The organism is Nocardia sp. NPDC041819 (genome assembly GCF_055590505.1).
Genome location: NZ_JBVJAP010000003.1, coordinates 261,090 through 278,762, shown reverse-complemented (window position 1 = coordinate 278,762; position 17,673 = coordinate 261,090). Strand labels below are relative to the sequence as shown.

Here is a 17,673-nt window from a genome sequence, read left to right as displayed (position 1 = left end):
GGTCGCGGGATCGGCCTGGTAGACAAATGTGCTCGGGCCGTAGGGGTCCGAGTTTCGATGACGAACGGGTGAGCGCAGTGCCGACCGGCAGGGTGAAGTGGTACGACGTCGAAAAGGGCTTCGGCTTCCTTTCCCAGGACGAGGGTGAGGACGTCTATGTCCGCTCGTCCGCGCTGCCCCAGGGTGTCGAGGGTCTCAAGCCCGGTCAGCGCGTCGAGTTCGGCATGGCCGCGGGCCGTCGCGGCCCCCAGGCACTGAGCCTCAAGCTGCTCGAGGCGCCGCCGTCGGTCCGGCAGGGCCAGGAACGCAACGCGCGCAAGGAGCCTGCCGCGCGCAATCACACGCCGGACGAGTTGCACGGCATGGTCGAGGACATGATCACCTTGCTCGAGGCGAAGGTGCAGCCGGACCTGCGCAAGGGCAAGTACCCGGATCGCAAGACGGCACAACGCATCTCGGAGGTCGTCCGCGCGGTGGCGCGCGAACTGGACCGGTAGTCCGCGCCGCGGTGGCCGGTGTCCGGCTCGACGCGAGCCGACCGGACGCGGCCGCGCAGCGGCCGATCACCTACCGCGCAGTTCCCGGGCGACGAGGATGTCGACGAGATCGTTCATCTGCTCGACCAATTCGGCCGCGCCGCCGTTGTGGGCGAGGTTGCGCAACTCGAACGGGTCTTCCCGACGGTCGGAGAGCTCGTAGTCGAATTCGCCGCGTGGTCCGGCGATCCCCTGCGGGGTCGAGTACCGGGCGAAGCTGTAGCGGGGTGTGATCGCGCCCCGCAGACAGTATTCGACGCCGGCCACTTGGCCGCCACTGGACTCGGCGTCGGAGGTGAGCAGGAGCGCGTCCCGTGTGACGCCCGCCGGATCGGCCAGCAACGGCGTGCGGTCCTTGCCGGGCAGCGGGCTCGCCGCCGGGTCGATACCGGCCAGCGCGGCCAGGGTGGGCACCAGATCGATGTGCGAAGTGAGTGCGGCAGTGCTGGTTCCGTGCGTCGCGGGTCACGAACCCGGGCTGCTCGTCCGGCTGGTCGACGGCGTTGTGCCGCATCGCATCCGGCAAGTGCTCGAGGCATCGCTGCGCGCCGGTCAGCAGGCCGGGGACATCGCCGTGGATCTCGACCCGCGCGCCGCCGCGATCGCGCTGGAGGCCATCTGCGCCGCGGTCATCATCACCGTGGTGCAAGTCGGCGGCAGCGGTTCCTCCGAACGCATCGATGCCGTCGCGCGCTTGGTGCGCACCGCGCTCACGGGGAAGCGTCCGACATGAGGGTATTGCGTCCGCCCACTTGAACGGGGCGCGCGCCGGTGACCGCGCTACGCCACGGGCGAACCCGCCATCGGTAGAGCAATGGCCGTGGCCGATCGTCGAAATCGGCGCCTGGCATCGCCGCTACGCCGTGCTGATCGACCAGGTGGCGTGTGGTACGTAGAACTCCCGGCCGGTTTCGTCGCGGGCGAGGATCGGCAGCTGGAACTCGACGCCGATGAGGCGCAGATCGGGTTCCGGCTTGGAATCGATGGTCAGGGCCAGCGCGCGATCGGGGTAGTCGTTGCGGCTGATCACCTGGTCCACCTTCTCGCCGTTGGGCAGGAGATAGACCAGCTGGGCGAGCCAGGGCGCGTCGGCGACCTTCTTCGGGAGCGACAGCTGCAACGGGTAACCGGCGGGCACTTCCAGCTCGGCGGTGCGGCCGCGGTGGCAGTCCGGCGTATCGGGGGCGCAGTTCAGCGTCGTGAACACCGTGCCGGGCACGTTGTCCTCGGGCAGGATGCGGCAGTCCCGCATGGTCACCGCGCAGTAGCTGAACGGCCGCACGGTGACCGTCTTGCCATGCGCGTATGCGGTGAGGGTGACGTCGGGTTCGTCGGCGTTGCGGACCAGCACCGCCAGAACGCCCGCGAAGGCGACGGTGAGCACGAGCAGGGCGGCCGCGACCAGCGCGGCGATCGTGCGTGCGTTGAGCTTGCTCACCAGATCGGGTCTCCTTGCCCTCGTTGAAAGCGTGTCGTGTCACCGCCGCGCGGAGCGGGACCCTGCGCGCGAGGTGCGCTCGCCGGGTATCCGTGCGGCCGGGACGGCACCTCTTGCTCCGCGTGCTGGGGACGGTTGCCGCCGAGGCCGGGCAGCAGCGAGTGGCCGCGGAAGCTGAGGAAAGTCTGCACCAAGCCGAGCACGAGTATCGCGGTGACCACCGCGAAGCCCTTCCAGTAATCCGTCGGCAGCAGCACCCCGGCCGCGCCGCCGATGACCCAGCTCAGCTGCAGCACGGTCTCCGACCGCCCGAAACCCGAGGCGATCGACTCCGGCGGCAGATCGTCCTGGATGGAGGCGTCCAGCGACACCTTCGCCAGCGCGCTCGTCGCGGACGCCACCAGGGCGGCGGCCGTCGCGCCGAGCAGATTGTTCGTGAACGTCGCGAACAGCGCCACCAGCGCGCACGCCGCCGTGCAGCCGAGCACGATCAGTGCGGGTCTGCCGAGTTTGAGCCGGGCGCCCGTGGCATTGCCCGTGAAATTGCCGATGGCCGCGGCCGCGCCGACCGTGCCGAGCATGAGGGCCTGTTGCACCGGCCGGTGCTCGGTCGCCTTGGCGACGAACGCGACGTAGAAGGTGAGGAACCCGGTCAGCACGCGGATGGCGCCGTTGCCCCAGAGCCCGGTCACCACGGAGCGGCCGAGCGGCTGTCTGCGTTTGCGTGGCGGAACCGGCGACTCGTTGCCGGAGGAGAGCACCTCGGTGTGCGCGTCGGCGCCGTGGTAGCTCAACGTCGCGGGCACCTCGCCCTCGGTGACTTCGACCCAGGACGGGATGCGCAGGCTCAGATACGTTCCCGCGCAGGCGATCAGCGCGGCGAAGACCAGAGCGCCGTTCGAGCCCGCGATCGCGGCGGTCAGCCCGGCCAGCGCTCCGGCGCCCAAGGTGCCGCCGACCAGCCCGAACACCGTGAGACGGGAGTTGGTGCGGACCAGATCGATGTCCGGCGGCAGGACCCGGGGCGTCACCGCGCTCTTGAGCACGGAGAACGATTTGCTGCCGATCATCATGCACAGCGCGAGCGGATACAGCGCCCAGCTGTCGAACTGGAAGATCAGCACCAGCGCGACCACCGTGCGCACCGCGAACGAGGTTGCCAGCGCCAGGCGGCGACCGCGTTGCAGCCGATCGAGCATCGGCCCGATCAGCGGGGCGATCACCGCGAACGGCGCGATCGTGATCAGCAGGTACAGCGCGACCTTCGTCTTGCTCTCCGCGGTGGCGCTGGCGAAGAACAAGGTGTTGGCCAGCGCCACGGCGATGGCGGCGTCCAGGGCGAAGTTCGCCATGGTCGCGTAGGTGAGCGCCGTCAGACCCGACTTGTCCGCGCCGTCGGCCTTGGCCGCGCGCTGGAAGGTCGCGATGCCCTTCTCGGTGAGTTCCCTGCCGCGCATGGCGGCCACCCGGGTGACCGTGAGTTTGCGCGGCATCCGTCGCTTCCCGGAGGGAGCCGGGCCTTCGGGTGGCTCGACCGGATCCTGGCCTGCGGTCGCGGGGTAGTCGGGTTCGGCCGGGCCCGGTGGTTCGGCGTGACGATGCGGCTCGGGCCGGTGCGGGAAGACGCGGCGGGGCGCGCGCTCGGCGGCCGTCGGTTGCTCGGGGTCACTTCCGAGCGGGAGGGGTTTGGTGCGCGGCGGTTGCGCGGGGCGGGGCGCCTCACGGCGCGGATTCGGCTGGTCGTGCCGCTCGGAGGCCCGTTCGGGCCGCAGCGGCGGCAACGGCCCGCGCCGTCGCGGCGGGTCGGGCGGGGGGTACCGGTCGAAACCGGGATGCCGATCGAACAGGGGGGACTCCTCGCCTTCCCACCGATCACGGTCGGGACCGGAAGGTTCGCGGGGAGTAGTCACGACTCCAATTCTGGCGTACTTCCGTGCTGGGCGTTCACGCGCGCTCCGAGGCGGCGGCGGAAAGTGACCATCGTCGCGGACGCGCCGACGCGCTCAGGCGGGTGCGAAGCGGACCTCGAACATGGTCGGCCAGTTCTTGCCCGTGATCAGGAACCGGTCGGTGCCGGGCAGTTGGGCGATGCCGTTGAGGGCGTCGGCTTCGGCCCGCTCGGTCGCGGGAAGGAGACCGGCGGCGTCGGCGGTCCCGAGCACCCCGCCGGAGTCCGGGTCGATGCGCAGAATCGTGTCGGTGGGCCAGTCGTTGGCATAGACCGACCCGTCCGCCGCGCACTCGAGTTCGTTGAGGCGCGCGCCGTTGTGGCTGGTCAGTTCGATCGAGCCGGTCGGTGCGAAAGTTTCCGGATCACGGAAGGTGAGCCGGTCGGTGCCGTCGCTCATGATCAGCCGTCCGGCCCCGGCGCACAGACCCCAGCCCTCGCCGTCGTAGCTCACCCGGCCGCGCTCGGCGAGCGTGGCGGGGTCCCGGGCGATGGCCACGCCGTCATGCCAGGTGAGCTGCCAGAGTGTCGTGCCCGCGAGGGTGATGCCCTCGCCGAAGTAGGGGGCGGGCAACTCGGTCCTGGCCAGTTCCGCGCCGGTCGCCAACCGGGACGCGCGCACGCTCGACGCGCCCGCCAGGCCGGTGCCCTCGTAGAGGATGTCGCCGTCGATCTCCAGGCCTTGGGTGAACGCCTTCGGATCGTGCGGCCGGGTGCCGAGCACCTCGATGTTCATCGTGGGTGTCGACTCGTCGGCGGGGCCGCATCCACCCGCGACCAGCAGACCGACCAGCACACCGATGGCCAACGCACGCCGATTGCGCTTCATACGGCAAAATGTAGGCCGTGAGCGCAGTTTCTGTTTCGGAGTCCGGCGTGCGGCCGATTCTTGCCGATGCCGTCGACTTGGCCCGCCGTGCGCTCCTGGAGTTGGAGCCCTCGGGTGTGGGCGCGCATCTCGGCGTGATCGCCGAGGACGAGAGCGCGGCCACCCACCGTTTCGCGGCCACGCTGCCCGGCTATCGCGGGTGGCAGTGGGCGGTCGTGGTGGCCGCGCCGCCCGGCGCGGGCCACGCGACGGTCAGCGAGTCGGCGCTGCTGCCCGGGCCCGAAGCCTTGGTCGCGCCCGAGTTCGTGCCCTGGGAGCAGCGAGTCCGCCCCGGGGACCTCGCGCCGGGCGACTTGCTCGCCCCGCCCGCTGGCGACCCGCGCCTGGTGCCGGGCTATGTCGCGACCGGCGATCCGGTGGTCGACGAAGTGGCCTACGAAATCGGTCTCGGCCGCACCAAGGTGCTGAGCAGGGAAGGACGCGAAGAGGCCGCCGAGCGCTGGTACGCCGAGCACGGTCCCGACACGGAGATGGCCAAGGCCGCGCCCGCCACCTGCGGGAGCTGCGGCTTCTACCTGCCACTTGCCGGGGCGCTGCGCGCCGCGTTCGGTGTTTGCGGCAACGTCATGGGCGCCGACGGGCAGGTCGTCCACGTGGCCTACGGCTGCGGCGCGCACTCGGATACCGAGATCCCCACCGGCGGCGGGTCCCCGCTCTACGAGGCGTACGACGACGCGGCCATCGAGCTGATCTCGCTCGGGACGGAACGTTCTCGCGCTCAGCAGGATTCGGCCAAGGCGGCATCCACGCGCGGCGAGCGGCGCCGTGCGGTTGCCGAGCAGGCGGAGAAGGCGACGGAGATCACCGAGGGCCGTAGGGACTCGGGAACAGCCGAGGACGCCGCACCCGTCCGGGATACCGCGGTTGCCGGGGAGGCGGAAGTCGCCGAGGGCGGCGCGGTGGCCGGGAACGCGGCGGATGTCGAGAACGTGGGAGTCTCCCCGGATGCTGCGGACATCGAGACCGCTGCTGTCGCGGGGGATTCCGCGGTAATCGAGGTCGCGGGGGCCGCTGCGGTCATCGAGGGCGCTGCGGTCGCGGAGGGCGCTGCGGTCGCGGGAGGCGCCGAGGGCGTCGCGGTCGCGGAGGACGTTGCGGGCGCTGCGGTCACGGAGGGCGCTGAGGCCGCTGCGATCAGCGAGACGCCTGGGGTTGCCGAGAACGCCGTAGTCACCCAGGACGCTGCCACCGCGCAGGACGCCACCGAGGTCCCCGCTGTTGCCGAGCACGGCGTCGCGGAAGGACCTGCGGCTGTCGAGAGTGACAAGAACACCGCTGTAGCGGAGGGAAGCGCTGCCGTCGAGGCCCCCGCCCAGCCCACCGACACGACGGCGACGACGGCCCCCGATGCGACCGAGGCCGAAGTCGGCGCCGGCGCGGTCGGCGACATAAATCCCACCGATTCGAGCGTTCGGTCCCCGGTGCGTGCGACGCCCGGCGCGGACGATATCGCCGAGCCGCCGACCGCTCACGGCACCACGCCGGCCGCTGATGCGGGTCCGGTGGGCGCCGCTGAGAACGAGCCGAACGCGGCGAAGGGCGACCTCGACACCAGCCCGGCTCTCGGCACCGGCGATGAAGCGGCCAGCGCTGCTGCCGCCGATGAAAGTGGTTCGGACAGCGTTTCCGCCGACGGGCCCAGCGGCCCGGGGGCCGGCGCTGCGGACGCGCCGGTCGCCGAGCACGACAGCGGTGCGAGCACCGATGACGCGCCGGAGGCCGAGGCACGGCCGGAGACCCAGTCATCGCCGCGCAACTGAGCGAGGCCGCCGATCCGTTCGGCACTTCGGCGCTGCGCGCGGCCGTGCTCGCCGCGTGGCGTGATTCGCCGACGCGGTTGCGGGAGGACGCGGCCACCGAGAGCGACTTGGTGCGCTCGGGCTACCGCGACCGGTTGCTCACCGAGTTGGCACAGAACGCCGCCGACGCCGCGCGCAAGGCGGGCGTGGCAGGCGCCGTCGTCGTCCGGCTCGACGGTCGTGACCTGTACATCGGCAATACCGGTGCGCCGCTGGACGTCTCCGGTGTGCACGCGCTCACCGCTCTGCGCGCGTCGGGGAAATCCGGCGACGGTTCGGTCGGCCGGTTCGGCGTCGGTTTCACCGCGGTGCTCGCGGTGAGCGAGGACATCGAGCTCCGGTCTTCCTCCGGATCGCTGCGGTTCTCCCGCACCGAGACCCGGGAAGCTCTGAAAGACAACGAGATCCGGACACCCGCTGTCGACGCGGGTGAATTCGATCCTCCGGTGCTGCGGTTGGCCTGGCCGACCGAGGCGCGACCGGCGGCGGGTCTCGACACCGAGGTGGTGCTGCGGCTGCGCGCGGACGTCGACGCCGACGCGCTGCTGGCCGCGATGCGCGCCGAAGCGGTCGATCTGCTCCTGGAACTGCCCGCCCTGCACCGCATCCGCGTCGGCGCGGACGAATTCGTCAGCAGTGCCGAGGACATGGGCGACGGCATGCACGAGGTCTACGTCGACGGCCCGGGTAGCGAGCAGCGAACCTGGTGGCAGTACCGCACCCCGCGCGGTCGCTGGCTGTTGCCGGTGCGCGACGGCAGGCCGGTGGCGGCCGCCCCCGATGTGCTGCGGGCGCCGACCAGGTCCGACGAGGAACTGTCGCTGCCCGCGCTGCTCGTCGCCGACATTCCGATGCAGCCGGATCGCCGCAGGTTGCTCCCCGGCGCCCGGCTCGCCGATTTGGCCCGTGGCTACGCGGATTTCGCTCGCGCCCTGCCACCACGCGACCGGCTCGTGCTCGTCCCCACACCTGGTTTCGCCCGCAGCGAGGCCGATGCTCTGCTGCGCGAAGCGCTCCTGCGCGAATTGCAAACGCAGCTTTGGCTGCCCGTCGTCGTCAGCCACCGGCGTACGCCCGAAGGCCTCGTCGACTCCGAGCCGCTCGCCGCCGACCTCGAGCCCCGCACCGCGGGCTACGCCGGATCGAACACCCTCGCCTCGCACGAAGCGGACGACGCACTGCCGCACGAACAATCGCCCGCGGCGGCCGACCCGGAAGCACGCGGCATGCTCGATGGTGGGGGGCCGCATGCGGCGATCGACTCGTCGGACCTGCTCGGCACCGAGCCGGGAGATATCCGGACTGCCGGAGCGGCTGATGCGCCCGGCGAAGGTCCGCGTGCGGCGATGGAGTCGCCGGATCTGCTGAGCACCCGGACGGCCGAAGAGCGGACCGCCGGACCCAGCAGCACATCGGTATCAGGCGAACCGATTCCGTCCGACATCGCCGGGTCGCCGTCGGCCGCCGTAGCGCCGCACCCACAGGACGTGGCCGTCCCCACTCGCGCCTACGTCTTCACCGGTCTGACTCCGGAATTGGCCGCCCTGCTCGATGAGGTGGCCGGTCCGCTGGTGATCCCGGACCTGTCCGGGCGGCCGCACGCCGAGGCCATGGGTGCGCTGGACGTGCACCGGCTCGGGTTGGCGCGGATCGCGGAACTGTCCGGGGGCCTGGAGCGGCCGCCGAGTTGGTGGCGGCAGTTCTACGCCGCACTGGAGCCGTTCGTGGTGGATCCCCTCGCGGCGGAGGAACTGGGCGCGCTGGCGGTGCCGCTGGCCGACGGCAGGCTCGTCACCGGACCGCGCACCGTGGTGCTGGACGATCAGCTCGAGGTCGCGATCCCGGTGCACTGGGCCAGGCTGGCGCATCCCGAGGCCGCGCATCCCCTGCTGGCTCGGCTGGGCGCACGGTCGGCCACCGCCGAGGATCTCCTGACCGACCCGGGCTTGCGGGCCGAGTTGGAGGATCACCCGGACGACCCCGACACCGCCGATGCCATCCTGCGTCTGGCCGCCCACGCGGCTCCGGAGGCACTGCCGTCCTGGCTGGGGCTGCTCGAACTGCCCGACACCGAGGGCGAATCGCGACCGGCCGACGAACTGCTGCTGCCGGGCGCGCCGCTGCGCGATCTGCTCGTGCCCGACGCGCCGTTCGGCACGGTGGACCCGGAGCTGGTCGAGCGCTACGGCGCGGACGCGTTGCGCGCCCTCGGCGTCGGCTGGGATTTCGGTGTGATCACCGAGGCCGATCCGACCGGTCCGGACCACGATCTGGACGACGAGGAACACTGGTGGTCCACGCTGCCGGACGATCCGCCGGAGCTGGTCGCCGTCCGCGACCTCGACCTGGTCGACGACGCCGCCTGGCCGGAAGCGTTGCGGCAGTTGGCCGCCGCGCCCCGCACCCGTCGCCTGCTGACCGACGCCGACGGCTACACCGCGTGGTGGCTGCGCAGATACGCGCGGATCGACAGCACCCCGCTGGGACTGTTCCGTCATCCCGCCGACACCGAGTTCGACGGGCTGTTACCGGCATTCGCCGTCGCAGGCGTCGATCCGGACGCTTGCCGCGCGATCCTCGCCGACCCGGGGACGGTCACCGACGAGCTGGCCGCCGCTCTGTTGGAGGCGCTCGCGGACCCATCGAGAACGCCGTCGCCGGAGGTGGTTTCGCGCACCCACGCCCGTCTTGCGGCTGCCGTCGCCGCGGGCTTGCTCGATCTCACCGACCTGCGACCACCCGATCGGGTGCGCGCGCTCACCGGTGCCGTGGTCGATCCCGCGGACGCGTTCGTCCTCGATCGCGCATGGTTCGGTTTGGCGGTACCGCCGGACCGATTGGTGGCGGGGGACACCGAAACCGCCTCGGCCCTGGCGGCTCTGCTCGACCTGCCGCTGGTGTCCGAGGCCGTTACCGCCGAGGTGGCCGATACCGGCCGCCGCACGAGTTGGGCGGCGGAGCCGCTGGGCGTCGTGCTGCGGCAGCTGTTCGCTTTGCCCCCGCAAGCGGGTGAGCTGGTCGTGCACCATGAATTGACGGTGCGGCTGAGCGGCGCGATCGAGGCCACGGTCGCGGTGCCCTGGTGGCAGACCGGCTCGGCCGTACACGTCCGCGCGCCGCATCTGCACGGCTGAGCGGGCGGCTACTGGGCCGCGTTCTCGGTGAGCATCTCGCTCAGCAGATCGAGCTGTGCGCGCACGCTCTCGCTGTCGTTGTCCACCAGCCAGCGCAGTACCACGCCGTCGATGACGTTGAGCGTGAACCGGCTCAGCGTCTGCACCGGGACCGACCAGCGCGTGCCGGTCGCGTCGCGCGCGTGCTCGAGAATGTCGGCGACCGTGGAGTCGTTGAAGTTGTACTGTTCGCGCGCGATCGCGAGTTTCGCCGGGGTTTGCTCGCCTTCGCGCAACGCGTAAGTGGTTGTTTCGTAAGTGAGCAGCTGCCGTTCCGGAGTGGCCTCAATGTTGAGCCACATGAGTTCCAGTCCCGCGCGGATCAATTTTTGAAGGGCTTCTTTTCCACTTCCGACGTCCTGCCATACCGTTTCGTTTGCGTCGACAGAATCGCGTAATTCCATCGACAACGCTTTGACCAGCTCGGTCATCAGCGCGTCCTTGTTTTCGAAACAGTAATGCACCACACCGAGCGAGACACCGGCCGCCTGAGCGACATCGCGGGTGGTCACGCCCGCAACGCCCTTTTTCTCGGCAAGGCCGATCGCGGCCTCGATAAGGTGGGCCCGTCGTTCTTCGACGCTCAATCGGGAGGACACCCAAGGGAGTTAAGCGCCCAGCGCCCGCGCAGTCAATTCACGGGCCGGAAAAATTTTGACTGGACGAGTGACCAGTTGTGTGGTTCGCTGCATCGGGACAGAAGGGAGACGGGTATGCCGGTATCGCGTAGAACTGTTCTGGCCCGGACCGCGATCGGTTCGGCCACGCTCGCGGCCGCGACGGTGCCCGGGATGACCGACGCGCTCGCCGTTCCGGCGGCCGCAGCGCCGGAATCCGGCGGTTACGAGATCGGCATCGGACTCTCCGACATCACCGGCCCGGCCGCCGAATGCGGGATGATGGGCTACTCCCAGCTCGAACAGCAGACCGCGGGCATCCACCTGCGCCCCCGGGCGCGGGCGTTCGTCATCGGCAGCGCGGGGCGGCGAATCGTCTTCGTGGTCGCCGAGAACGGGATGATCTTCCAGTCCGTGCACCGCGGCGTGCTCGCCGAATTGGCCCGGCGCTTCGGCGATCTGTACACCGAGCAGAACGTCCTGCTCACCTCGACGCATTCGCACGCGACGTGCGGCGGCTCCAGCAACGACTACGCCTACAACCTGTCCATCCTCGGCTTCCAGCAGCAGGTGTACGACGCGGAGGTGAACGGGATCGTCGAGGCGATCGCCGCCGCGCACGCCGATCTCGGCCCCGGCTCGCTCGCGCTCGGCCGTGCCGAACTGCGCAACGCGAGCGTGAACCGCTCGCGGGTGGCTTGGGAGCTCAATCCGCCTGCCGACAAACAACATTTCCCGGACGCCATCGACCCTGCCGTGACCACTCTCGTCCTGCGCAAGGGCGGGCGGATGGCGGGTGCGATCACCTGGTTCGCCACCCACAACACGTCGATGACCAACGCGAACCGGCTGATCAGCTCGGACAACAAGGGCTACGCCTCCTTCTCCGCCGAGCACATCGAGCACGGTGTGCGCTACCTGGACGGCGAGCCCGCGTTCGTCGCCGCCTTCGCGCAGACCAACGCCGGTGACATGTCCCCGAACCTGAATCTGCGCCAAGGCTCCGGGCCGACCGAGGACGAATTCGAGAACACTCGCATCCTGGGCGAGCGGCAGTACGCGGCGTCGAAAGACGCGGCGGCGCGGGCGCGGCAGATCTCCGGCCCGGTCGACGGGATGCTCTGCTACATCGATCTGGCGGACATCGCCGTGGACGGCCGTTTCACACCGGACGGCTTGCCGCGGCGCACCGCACCGGCCGCGGCGGGTGTCTCGCTGATCGCGGGCAGCGTCGAGGACGGTCCGGGCCTGCCCGGTGGCCCGATTCCGGAGGGTGTGCGCAATCCGTTTCTCGAGGCGCTCGGCGACCCCGCTCGGCCCGCGCCGGCCTGGCTGGCGGACGCGCAGGCACCGAAAGCGATCGCGGTGCCGCTCGGCCTGCTGCCTCCGGTGGCCTGGGTGCCGAATGTGCTGCCGATCCAGCTCGTTCGCATCGGTGAACTCTATTTGGCCGCCGCGGGAGGCGAATTCACCATCACGTCGGGGTTGCGTATTCGCCGCGCCGTCGCCGCGGCGCTGAACGTCCCGCTGGAGCAGGTGCTCATGCAGGGATACGCGAACGCCTACCACGAATACGTCACGACGCCCGAGGAATACGACTCCCAGCAGTACGAGGGCGCCTCGACGCTGTTCGGCCGCTACACCCTGTGCGCCTATCAGCAGGAGTTCACCCGGCTGGCCACGGCATTCGCCGCCCGCACTCCGGTGCCGCGCGGCCCGGCGCCGCGCGATGTGTCCCATCTGCAACCGAACTTCCAGCCGGGCGCCGGTCCGGACGCCGCCGTGCCGGGGCGCGGTTTCGGAGACGTACTGGTGCAACCGCATCCGTCCTACGGCCCCGGCGACCGAGTGGTGGCCGAATTCGTCTCCGCGCACCCGAAGCACGACAACCGCCGCAACGGGACGTTCCTGGAAGTGCAGCGCAGGAATGCGGCCGGCGAATGGGTACGAGTGGCCAACGAGGGCGAGTGGGCAGTGAGATACCACTGGAGCAAGCGCGGTCTCGCCGAGTCGATAGCCCGATTCACCTGGGACATCCCCCTCGATGCCGAGCCCGGACGTCATCGCTTCCAGCACTACGCGACCCGTCTCGATCCCGGTGGCGCGCTCTATCCGATCACCGGCACGACCGATGAATTCGAGCTCGGCCGATCGTAACCCGATCGGCTACAAACCGGTCTGCGCGCCTTTGTCCCCGCGCCGCGCGCCGCGCCGCTGGACCAGATAGATGACGAGCGCGATCAGTCCGACCACCAGTCCCATCAGGCAGACCGGCCGGGCCGAGGCCCACCGGTCGCCGCCCGCCCACACCACCACGGTGGCGATCAGCCACAACGCGCTGCCGACCGCGAGCACGGGGCGCGGATCGGTGAGGCGCGGTGGGAGTTGCGGGACTTTCTGCGTCACGAGCTCAGCCTAATCGGCCCGGTCGGAGGAACTCCGCCGACCGCGCGGCGACGAGTGGTCCGCCAGTGGCCGGAAGCCGCGACCGGCCGCACGCGGTCCCGTATCGTTTGCCACTGTGACAACGCCATCGGATGTCAGAGCCCTTGCTGGTGAGCTCTCGCTGGCGGTCGTTCGACTGACGCGACACCTGCGCGGCCGTCGTGCCGACTCGCAGATCTCGCTGACGCAACTCTCCGCGCTCGCCACCCTCGCGCGCGAGGGAGCGATGACGCCGGGCGCGCTCGCCGCGAAGGAACGCGTGCAGCCCCCCTCGATGACCCGCGTGATCGCCTCGCTCACCGACCTCGATCTGGTGGAACGCAACCCGCATCCCACCGATGGCCGTCAGATCATCGTCTCGCTGTCCCAGGCGGGCCGCGCGCTCATCGCCGATGAAGCCAGCGCACGTGAGGCGTGGATGACCGAGCAGCTGTCGACGCTCACCGGGGAGCAGCTCGTCGTGCTGACCCGGGCGGTGGCGATCATGAAGCAGATCGTCGCGGAGTCCGAGTAGCGCAACGGAATTCATCGACTCGCCGCCGATGGCGGCTCGGGTCAACGGTTCGTGCGGACGAGCCGGAGAATGATCCCGCCGCCCCACCACAGCAGGCTGCCCGCGATGGTCAGGCAGAGGACGAAGGCCGGATAGACCAGGACGCCGTAGTCGTCGGCCCATCGGGGCAGATGGGTGAGCCGGGCGCCCGCGCCGATGAGCAGCAGCAGCCCCAGGGTCACCGCGATCGGCGCGAGCGGCGCGGTCTCCGAGTCGGGCCTGCGGGCGGTGCGGTCGGTCATGGTGGAGCCCTCCTGTGCGGTCGGCTCGGCGCCCGCTCGGGGCGCGATGGGCACTGGAAAAGATCAGTTACCTTCTAGCTAACATTCGCACGGAGATGTGATTTCGTTAACAGTCTGTGATGCAGATCACACAACTGTCGCGGAGTGACAGGGTGATGAGCGCGGCTATCGCTCCCCGAACGGACGGTCGCTGTCCACGATCTCCCGGCCCAGCGGGAACAGCGAAATCGGGATGAACTTCAGGTTGGCCCAGCCGAACGGGATACCGATGATCGAGACGAACAGCGGGATGCTGGTGAGCAGGTGGCCCAGCGCCAGCCACCAGCCCGCGACGATGAACCAGATGATGTTGCCGATCAGTGAGCCAGCGCCCGCACCCGGTTTCTCCACGGTGGTCCGCCCGAACGGCCACAGCACGTAGGCGGCGATCCGGAACGACGCGATGCCGAAGGGAATCGTGATGATCAGGATGAAGCAGATGATGCCCGCCACGATGTAGCCCAGCGCCAGCCAGAACCCGGCGAAGACCAGCCACAGGATGTTGAGAACCAGCTGAATCGGCTTCATGAGACCAGCATGCCAGCCTGCGGCGCCCGTGCGGTGCGCGTCGTCAGAAGAACCAGCCGAGCATCGCGTCGCGTTCCGCGCGGAAAGCGTCGTCGAGTGCGCGGATGTGGGCGGAATCCTTGGCCCGCAACCGGTTCGCCGCCGCGAACACCCGCGCGGGATACGCGCCCAGATACATGCTGCCGAGCACGTCGATGCCGAGTTCGAGATCGGCCGCGCGATCGGTCGGTTCGCATTCCGCCTGCCCGTTCCGCACGCGCAGCGCGAACGTGCCGCCCGCGTTCCGGAACGGGTCGGTTACCGCGAGCGTCACATCCAGGTCGTCGGCGTAGCCGCGCGCCGTCAACGCCGCCGGGACGTCCATCAGGCGAAGCCACAGTCCGTCGTAGCGGGCGGTGGTGCGCACCAGCCGTGGATCGGTCAGCAGATAGGGCAGCGGGTCGTGGTCGGTGAGCACGGCATCCACCCGCCGTACCAGATCGAGGCCGAGCAGGGCCCGCCACAGAGCCGCGTGCGCTTCGGCGGTGACCGTCCGCAGTTCGACGACTTCCACCGTCCGCGCCCTCCCGTCCGCGTGGTACCGGTAGAGCGCGTAGCCGTCGGCGTGCAGGAGTCCGAACAGCGTGCTGCCGCCCTCGCGGTAACGCTCGGGATCGTCGAACACGATGTCCCAGGCCGCCGCCGGGCGTATCTGTGCGCCGGGCACCAGTCCGCGCCAGCGGTCGTAGATCGCTTCCGCGGCCGCGCGCAGGTCGGCCGGCGGCCGCAGCGTGACACCGCCGGGATCGGGCGTCGACGGAAGGAACGCCGCGAACCGGCGATCGATGCCGACCGCGTTCTCCCGCGTCGCGGTGCCGTAGCCGAACCGGCCGTAGATGCCGCCTTCGCTCGCCGTGAACATGGTCAGTGGCAGGCCTGCCGCTTCGACGCGCCGGTGCTGCTCGGTGTACATGGCGCGCAGGATGCCGCGCCGCCGGTGCGTCGGCGCCACGCCGACGCCCGAGATGCCGCACACCCGTACGGTCCGCTCGCCGGGCACCGTCACCGTCATGGTGGTGGACTGCGTGTTCCCGACGACCTCCCCTCCCTCGACCGCCACGATCGAGTTCTCCAACGGGAACAGCAGCGGTGTCCCCCGCATCTCGGCCGGGTCGTAGCGGGTGCCGAAGGAGGTCTCGACCAGCGTCGTGATCGCGGGCGCGTCGTCCGCGGTGGCCGACCGAACCGTGATTCCCGAGGAGGTCATGCCTCGACGATCCCACGTTCGCGCACCCGCACGCACCGGATTATCCGTGGCTCGCGACCGCCGGGCGAACACCGATTCGGCCTGTGCCGCGACCGCCCGGCAGGATGGAGTGGTGGCCGAAGTGATCGATATCGATGACCCCGCGGACCCCAGGGTCGACGACTTCCGTGATCTCAAGTCGGTCGACCGCAGGCCCGATCTGCCCGGGCGCAAGGGGCTGGTGATCGCCGAGGGCGTCGTGGTGGTCCAGCGGATGCTCGATTCGCGCTTCGCGCCCACCGCGCTGCTCGGCGTGGAGCGCAGGCGAGCCGAACTCGCCGACGATCTGGCGGCCGTCGACGTGCCGTACTACCGCGCGACGGCCGAGGTGATGGCCGAGGTGGTCGGGTTCCACCTCAACCGCGGCGTGCTGGCCGTCGCCCGCCGCCCCACCGAGCTCGGCATGGACGAGGTGCTCGAGAAGGCGCGCACCGTCGCGGTGCTCGAGGGCGTCAACGACCACGAGAATCTCGGCGCCATGTTCCGCAACGCGGCCGGACTGGGAGCCGACGCGATCCTGTTCGGCGACCGCTGTGCCGACCCGTTGTACCGCCGCTCCGTGCGGGTATCGATGGGGCATGTGCTGCGGGTGCCGTTCGCGTCTGTGCCGCAGTGGCCCGCCGGGCTGGATATACTGCGGCGCAACGGATTCCAGATCATCGCCCTCACTCCCGATCCGGCGGCGGCGAATCTGGCGGCGGCGATGACGGGGGAGCGGGTGGCGTTGTTGCTCGGGGCCGAAGGGCCGGGACTGACCGAGGAGGCCATGCGGGCCACCGACGTCCGCGCGCGCATTCCCATGACGCCCGGCACCGATTCGCTCAATGTCGCGACGGCGGCCGCGATGGCGTTCTACGAGCGGGCGAGAACGGCGTGACCGGACCGTATCGCCCGTATCAGTCCTACCAGGACCCGACGCCCTGGGGTGCGGGGCTGACCGTGGCGGTGATGGTGGCGCTGCTGGCCGCGGTCGCGGTGTATTCGTTCGGGGCCGCGCTGGCCGAAGTGCACCCGTTGCTCGCGGTGGCGGTGAATCTGGTCGCGGTCGGCGGCGCCGCGCCCACCGCTTGGCGCTGGCGTTTCGCTCCGGTGACGCGGTGGGTGATCGGCGGCGGTGCGGCGGGTGTGCTGCTCGGATGGATCGTGCTGCTGCTCGGCGGCTAGCCGACGGGGTCGTGACCGCGCAGCCAGCCGAACAGGCCGCGCCTGCGCGCGGGGTTGTGCGCCCCGCCATCGGCCGCGCTGTGCGCCGGCGAATCGGGCATCGTGCCCTTGGGGTGCAGCGCGAACTTGCAGACGGGGATGTCGCCCGGCGCGAGAACGCCGGGCGCGGCCGGCTCGCGGTAGTGGAAACCGAGCCATTCGTCGTTGGCCGCGTCGGCGAAGTCCGGCGGATCGAACGGCAGCGAATGGGGGTCGGGCGGTTCGCCCGCGCGCCGGCGCACCGGATGCTCGCCTGCCCAGTACGGCCGCTCCCACACCAGCGGAAGACCCTCGTCCTCCAGGATGCGCACCCGGGTCGAGCTGAACGACCTGCGGAATTCGCCGCGCTCCCAGTGGGCGAACGCGCCCCAGCCGTGCTCGACGTCGAACGAAACCAAGTAGGTGTGCTCCGAGGCAAGCGGCCGCACCAGCAACTCCGGGATCTCGGTCGGGTGGATGCGCGCGGACTGGGCCGAGCACAGCACCGTCACGCCGGGAAAGCAGCCGATGCACACCTCATCGGCGGCCGGGCCCGCGCAACCCGCGAGTGTGCCGACCATGACCGGCCGCACATCGCGGTCCTCATGCAGTTGCTTCGCCAGTGCCAGTGCGGCCGAGGGATCCGGATTGTGGTTCGCGCGCAGTACCGTACGCGGATCGGGTGCGTCGACGTACCAGAGCGACCAAGCCTTGGATAGCATTCCGGCACCTCCCGATAGTCGCACGAATCAACTCCGCGAACTTCGAGCAACGCCCGGTGGCGCCGACGGCGTACCGCTGCGGTGACCCGTCCGGCGCCGACGCACGTCGTCGACCACACCGAAAATTTACTCGCCCCGCACCGGTCGCGGTGCGGCTTCGCACCGCGAACATCGGTTCGTGATCACAGTTTTCGCGAGCGCAGGGGCGCTTCACGGAAATATCCGGCACTCGAACGTGCTCGCGCGGCCGGGATCGGTACCACCCGCGAGACCGGGT

18 protein-coding genes are annotated in these 17,673 nt (G+C 70.3%); 8 read left to right on the top strand and 10 right to left on the bottom strand.

All coding sequences use genetic code 11. From position 1 onward, the window contains the following. Window positions 1-77 precede the first annotated feature (77 nt). Window positions 78-497: a cold-shock protein gene (locus ACZ6DL_RS12930; RefSeq protein WP_040864801.1), complete on the top strand. Its 420-nt coding sequence runs from the start codon at window positions 78-80 to the stop codon at window positions 495-497. A gap of 66 nt (window positions 498-563) precedes the next feature. On the opposite strand, the gene ACZ6DL_RS12925 is transcribed toward ACZ6DL_RS12930, so the two are convergent. After that, the gene (locus ACZ6DL_RS12925) at window positions 564-950 is read right to left on the bottom strand and encodes a hypothetical protein (RefSeq protein ID WP_466050810.1); all 387 of its coding nucleotides are present in this window, start codon (window positions 948-950) and stop codon (window positions 564-566) included. A gap of 16 nt (window positions 951-966) precedes the next feature. On the opposite strand from ACZ6DL_RS12925, the gene ACZ6DL_RS12920 reads away from it, so the two are divergent. Then, entirely contained in the window at window positions 967-1,269 is a 303-nt protein-coding gene (locus ACZ6DL_RS12920; protein ID WP_466050808.1) for a hypothetical protein, read from the top strand. A 123-nt stretch (window positions 1,270-1,392) separates the two neighbouring features. On the opposite strand, the gene ACZ6DL_RS12915 is transcribed toward ACZ6DL_RS12920, so the two are convergent. The 3 genes from ACZ6DL_RS12915 to ACZ6DL_RS12905 form a co-directional block, all read right to left on the bottom strand. Next, window positions 1,393-1,974 (bottom strand): DUF2771 domain-containing protein, encoded by a 582-nt coding sequence (locus tag ACZ6DL_RS12915; RefSeq protein WP_062968519.1) that lies wholly within the window; start codon window positions 1,972-1,974, stop codon window positions 1,393-1,395. Next, entirely contained in the window at window positions 1,971-3,884 is a 1,914-nt protein-coding gene (locus ACZ6DL_RS12910; RefSeq protein WP_466050806.1) for an MFS transporter, read from the bottom strand. Before ACZ6DL_RS12910 ends, ACZ6DL_RS12915 begins: the two co-directional genes overlap by 4 nt. 93 nt (window positions 3,885-3,977) lie before the next feature. Further along, the gene (locus ACZ6DL_RS12905; protein ID WP_466050804.1) at window positions 3,978-4,751 is read right to left on the bottom strand and encodes a glutaminyl-peptide cyclotransferase; all 774 of its coding nucleotides are present in this window, start codon (window positions 4,749-4,751) and stop codon (window positions 3,978-3,980) included. Window positions 4,752-4,768: 17 nt separating this feature from the next. On the opposite strand from ACZ6DL_RS12905, the gene ACZ6DL_RS12900 reads away from it, so the two are divergent. Both ACZ6DL_RS12900 and ACZ6DL_RS12895 read left to right on the top strand, forming a co-directional pair. Beyond that, window positions 4,769-6,571, top strand: a complete 1,803-nt coding sequence (locus ACZ6DL_RS12900) for a DUF3027 domain-containing protein (RefSeq protein WP_466050802.1) — start codon at window positions 4,769-4,771, stop codon at window positions 6,569-6,571. A 44-nt stretch (window positions 6,572-6,615) separates the two neighbouring features. After that, entirely contained in the window at window positions 6,616-9,744 is a 3,129-nt protein-coding gene (locus ACZ6DL_RS12895; RefSeq protein ID WP_466050800.1) for a sacsin N-terminal ATP-binding-like domain-containing protein, read from the top strand. Window positions 9,745-9,752: 8 nt separating this feature from the next. On the opposite strand, the gene ACZ6DL_RS12890 is transcribed toward ACZ6DL_RS12895, so the two are convergent. Beyond that, a complete protein-coding gene (locus ACZ6DL_RS12890) occupies window positions 9,753-10,370 on the bottom strand; it encodes a TetR/AcrR family transcriptional regulator (RefSeq protein ID WP_210749991.1) in 618 nt (205 codons plus the stop codon). A gap of 126 nt (window positions 10,371-10,496) precedes the next feature. On the opposite strand from ACZ6DL_RS12890, the gene ACZ6DL_RS12885 reads away from it, so the two are divergent. Further along, window positions 10,497-12,557 (top strand): neutral/alkaline ceramidase, encoded by a 2,061-nt coding sequence (locus tag ACZ6DL_RS12885; protein WP_466050798.1) that lies wholly within the window; start codon window positions 10,497-10,499, stop codon window positions 12,555-12,557. A gap of 9 nt (window positions 12,558-12,566) precedes the next feature. Here ACZ6DL_RS12885 and ACZ6DL_RS12880 read toward each other — a convergent pair whose 3' ends face one another. Next, a complete protein-coding gene (locus ACZ6DL_RS12880) occupies window positions 12,567-12,806 on the bottom strand; it encodes a DUF2530 domain-containing protein (protein ID WP_159843316.1) in 240 nt (79 codons plus the stop codon). Between the two features lie 115 nt (window positions 12,807-12,921). On the opposite strand from ACZ6DL_RS12880, the gene ACZ6DL_RS12875 reads away from it, so the two are divergent. Further along, a complete protein-coding gene (locus tag ACZ6DL_RS12875; RefSeq protein ID WP_466050796.1) occupies window positions 12,922-13,359 on the top strand; it encodes a MarR family winged helix-turn-helix transcriptional regulator in 438 nt (145 codons plus the stop codon). Window positions 13,360-13,400: 41 nt separating this feature from the next. On the opposite strand, the gene ACZ6DL_RS12870 is transcribed toward ACZ6DL_RS12875, so the two are convergent. From ACZ6DL_RS12870 to ACZ6DL_RS12860, 3 genes are all read right to left on the bottom strand, one after another. Continuing rightward, a complete protein-coding gene (locus ACZ6DL_RS12870) occupies window positions 13,401-13,640 on the bottom strand; it encodes a hypothetical protein (RefSeq protein ID WP_157172645.1) in 240 nt (79 codons plus the stop codon). A gap of 165 nt (window positions 13,641-13,805) precedes the next feature. Continuing rightward, window positions 13,806-14,207, bottom strand: a complete 402-nt coding sequence (locus ACZ6DL_RS12865) for a YccF domain-containing protein (RefSeq protein WP_063053221.1) — start codon at window positions 14,205-14,207, stop codon at window positions 13,806-13,808. 43 nt (window positions 14,208-14,250) lie between these two features. Continuing rightward, window positions 14,251-15,453 (bottom strand): GNAT family N-acetyltransferase, encoded by a 1,203-nt coding sequence (locus ACZ6DL_RS12860; RefSeq protein ID WP_466050793.1) that lies wholly within the window; start codon window positions 15,451-15,453, stop codon window positions 14,251-14,253. A 112-nt stretch (window positions 15,454-15,565) separates the two neighbouring features. Between ACZ6DL_RS12860 and ACZ6DL_RS12855 the strand changes: the two genes are divergently transcribed. After that, a complete protein-coding gene (locus ACZ6DL_RS12855; protein WP_466050791.1) occupies window positions 15,566-16,369 on the top strand; it encodes a TrmH family RNA methyltransferase in 804 nt (267 codons plus the stop codon). Further along, window positions 16,366-16,656, top strand: coding sequence for a DUF2537 domain-containing protein (locus tag ACZ6DL_RS12850; protein WP_466050789.1), 291 nt, complete (start codon window positions 16,366-16,368; stop codon window positions 16,654-16,656). The genes ACZ6DL_RS12855 and ACZ6DL_RS12850 overlap by 4 nt, the downstream gene beginning before the upstream one ends. Here the strand turns inward: ACZ6DL_RS12850 and ACZ6DL_RS12845 are convergent. After that, window positions 16,653-17,396 (bottom strand): DUF6928 family protein, encoded by a 744-nt coding sequence (locus tag ACZ6DL_RS12845; protein WP_466050787.1) that lies wholly within the window; start codon window positions 17,394-17,396, stop codon window positions 16,653-16,655. The two genes, ACZ6DL_RS12850 and ACZ6DL_RS12845, sit on opposite strands and share 4 nt — an antisense overlap. Between the last annotated feature and the right edge of the window lie 277 nt (window positions 17,397-17,673).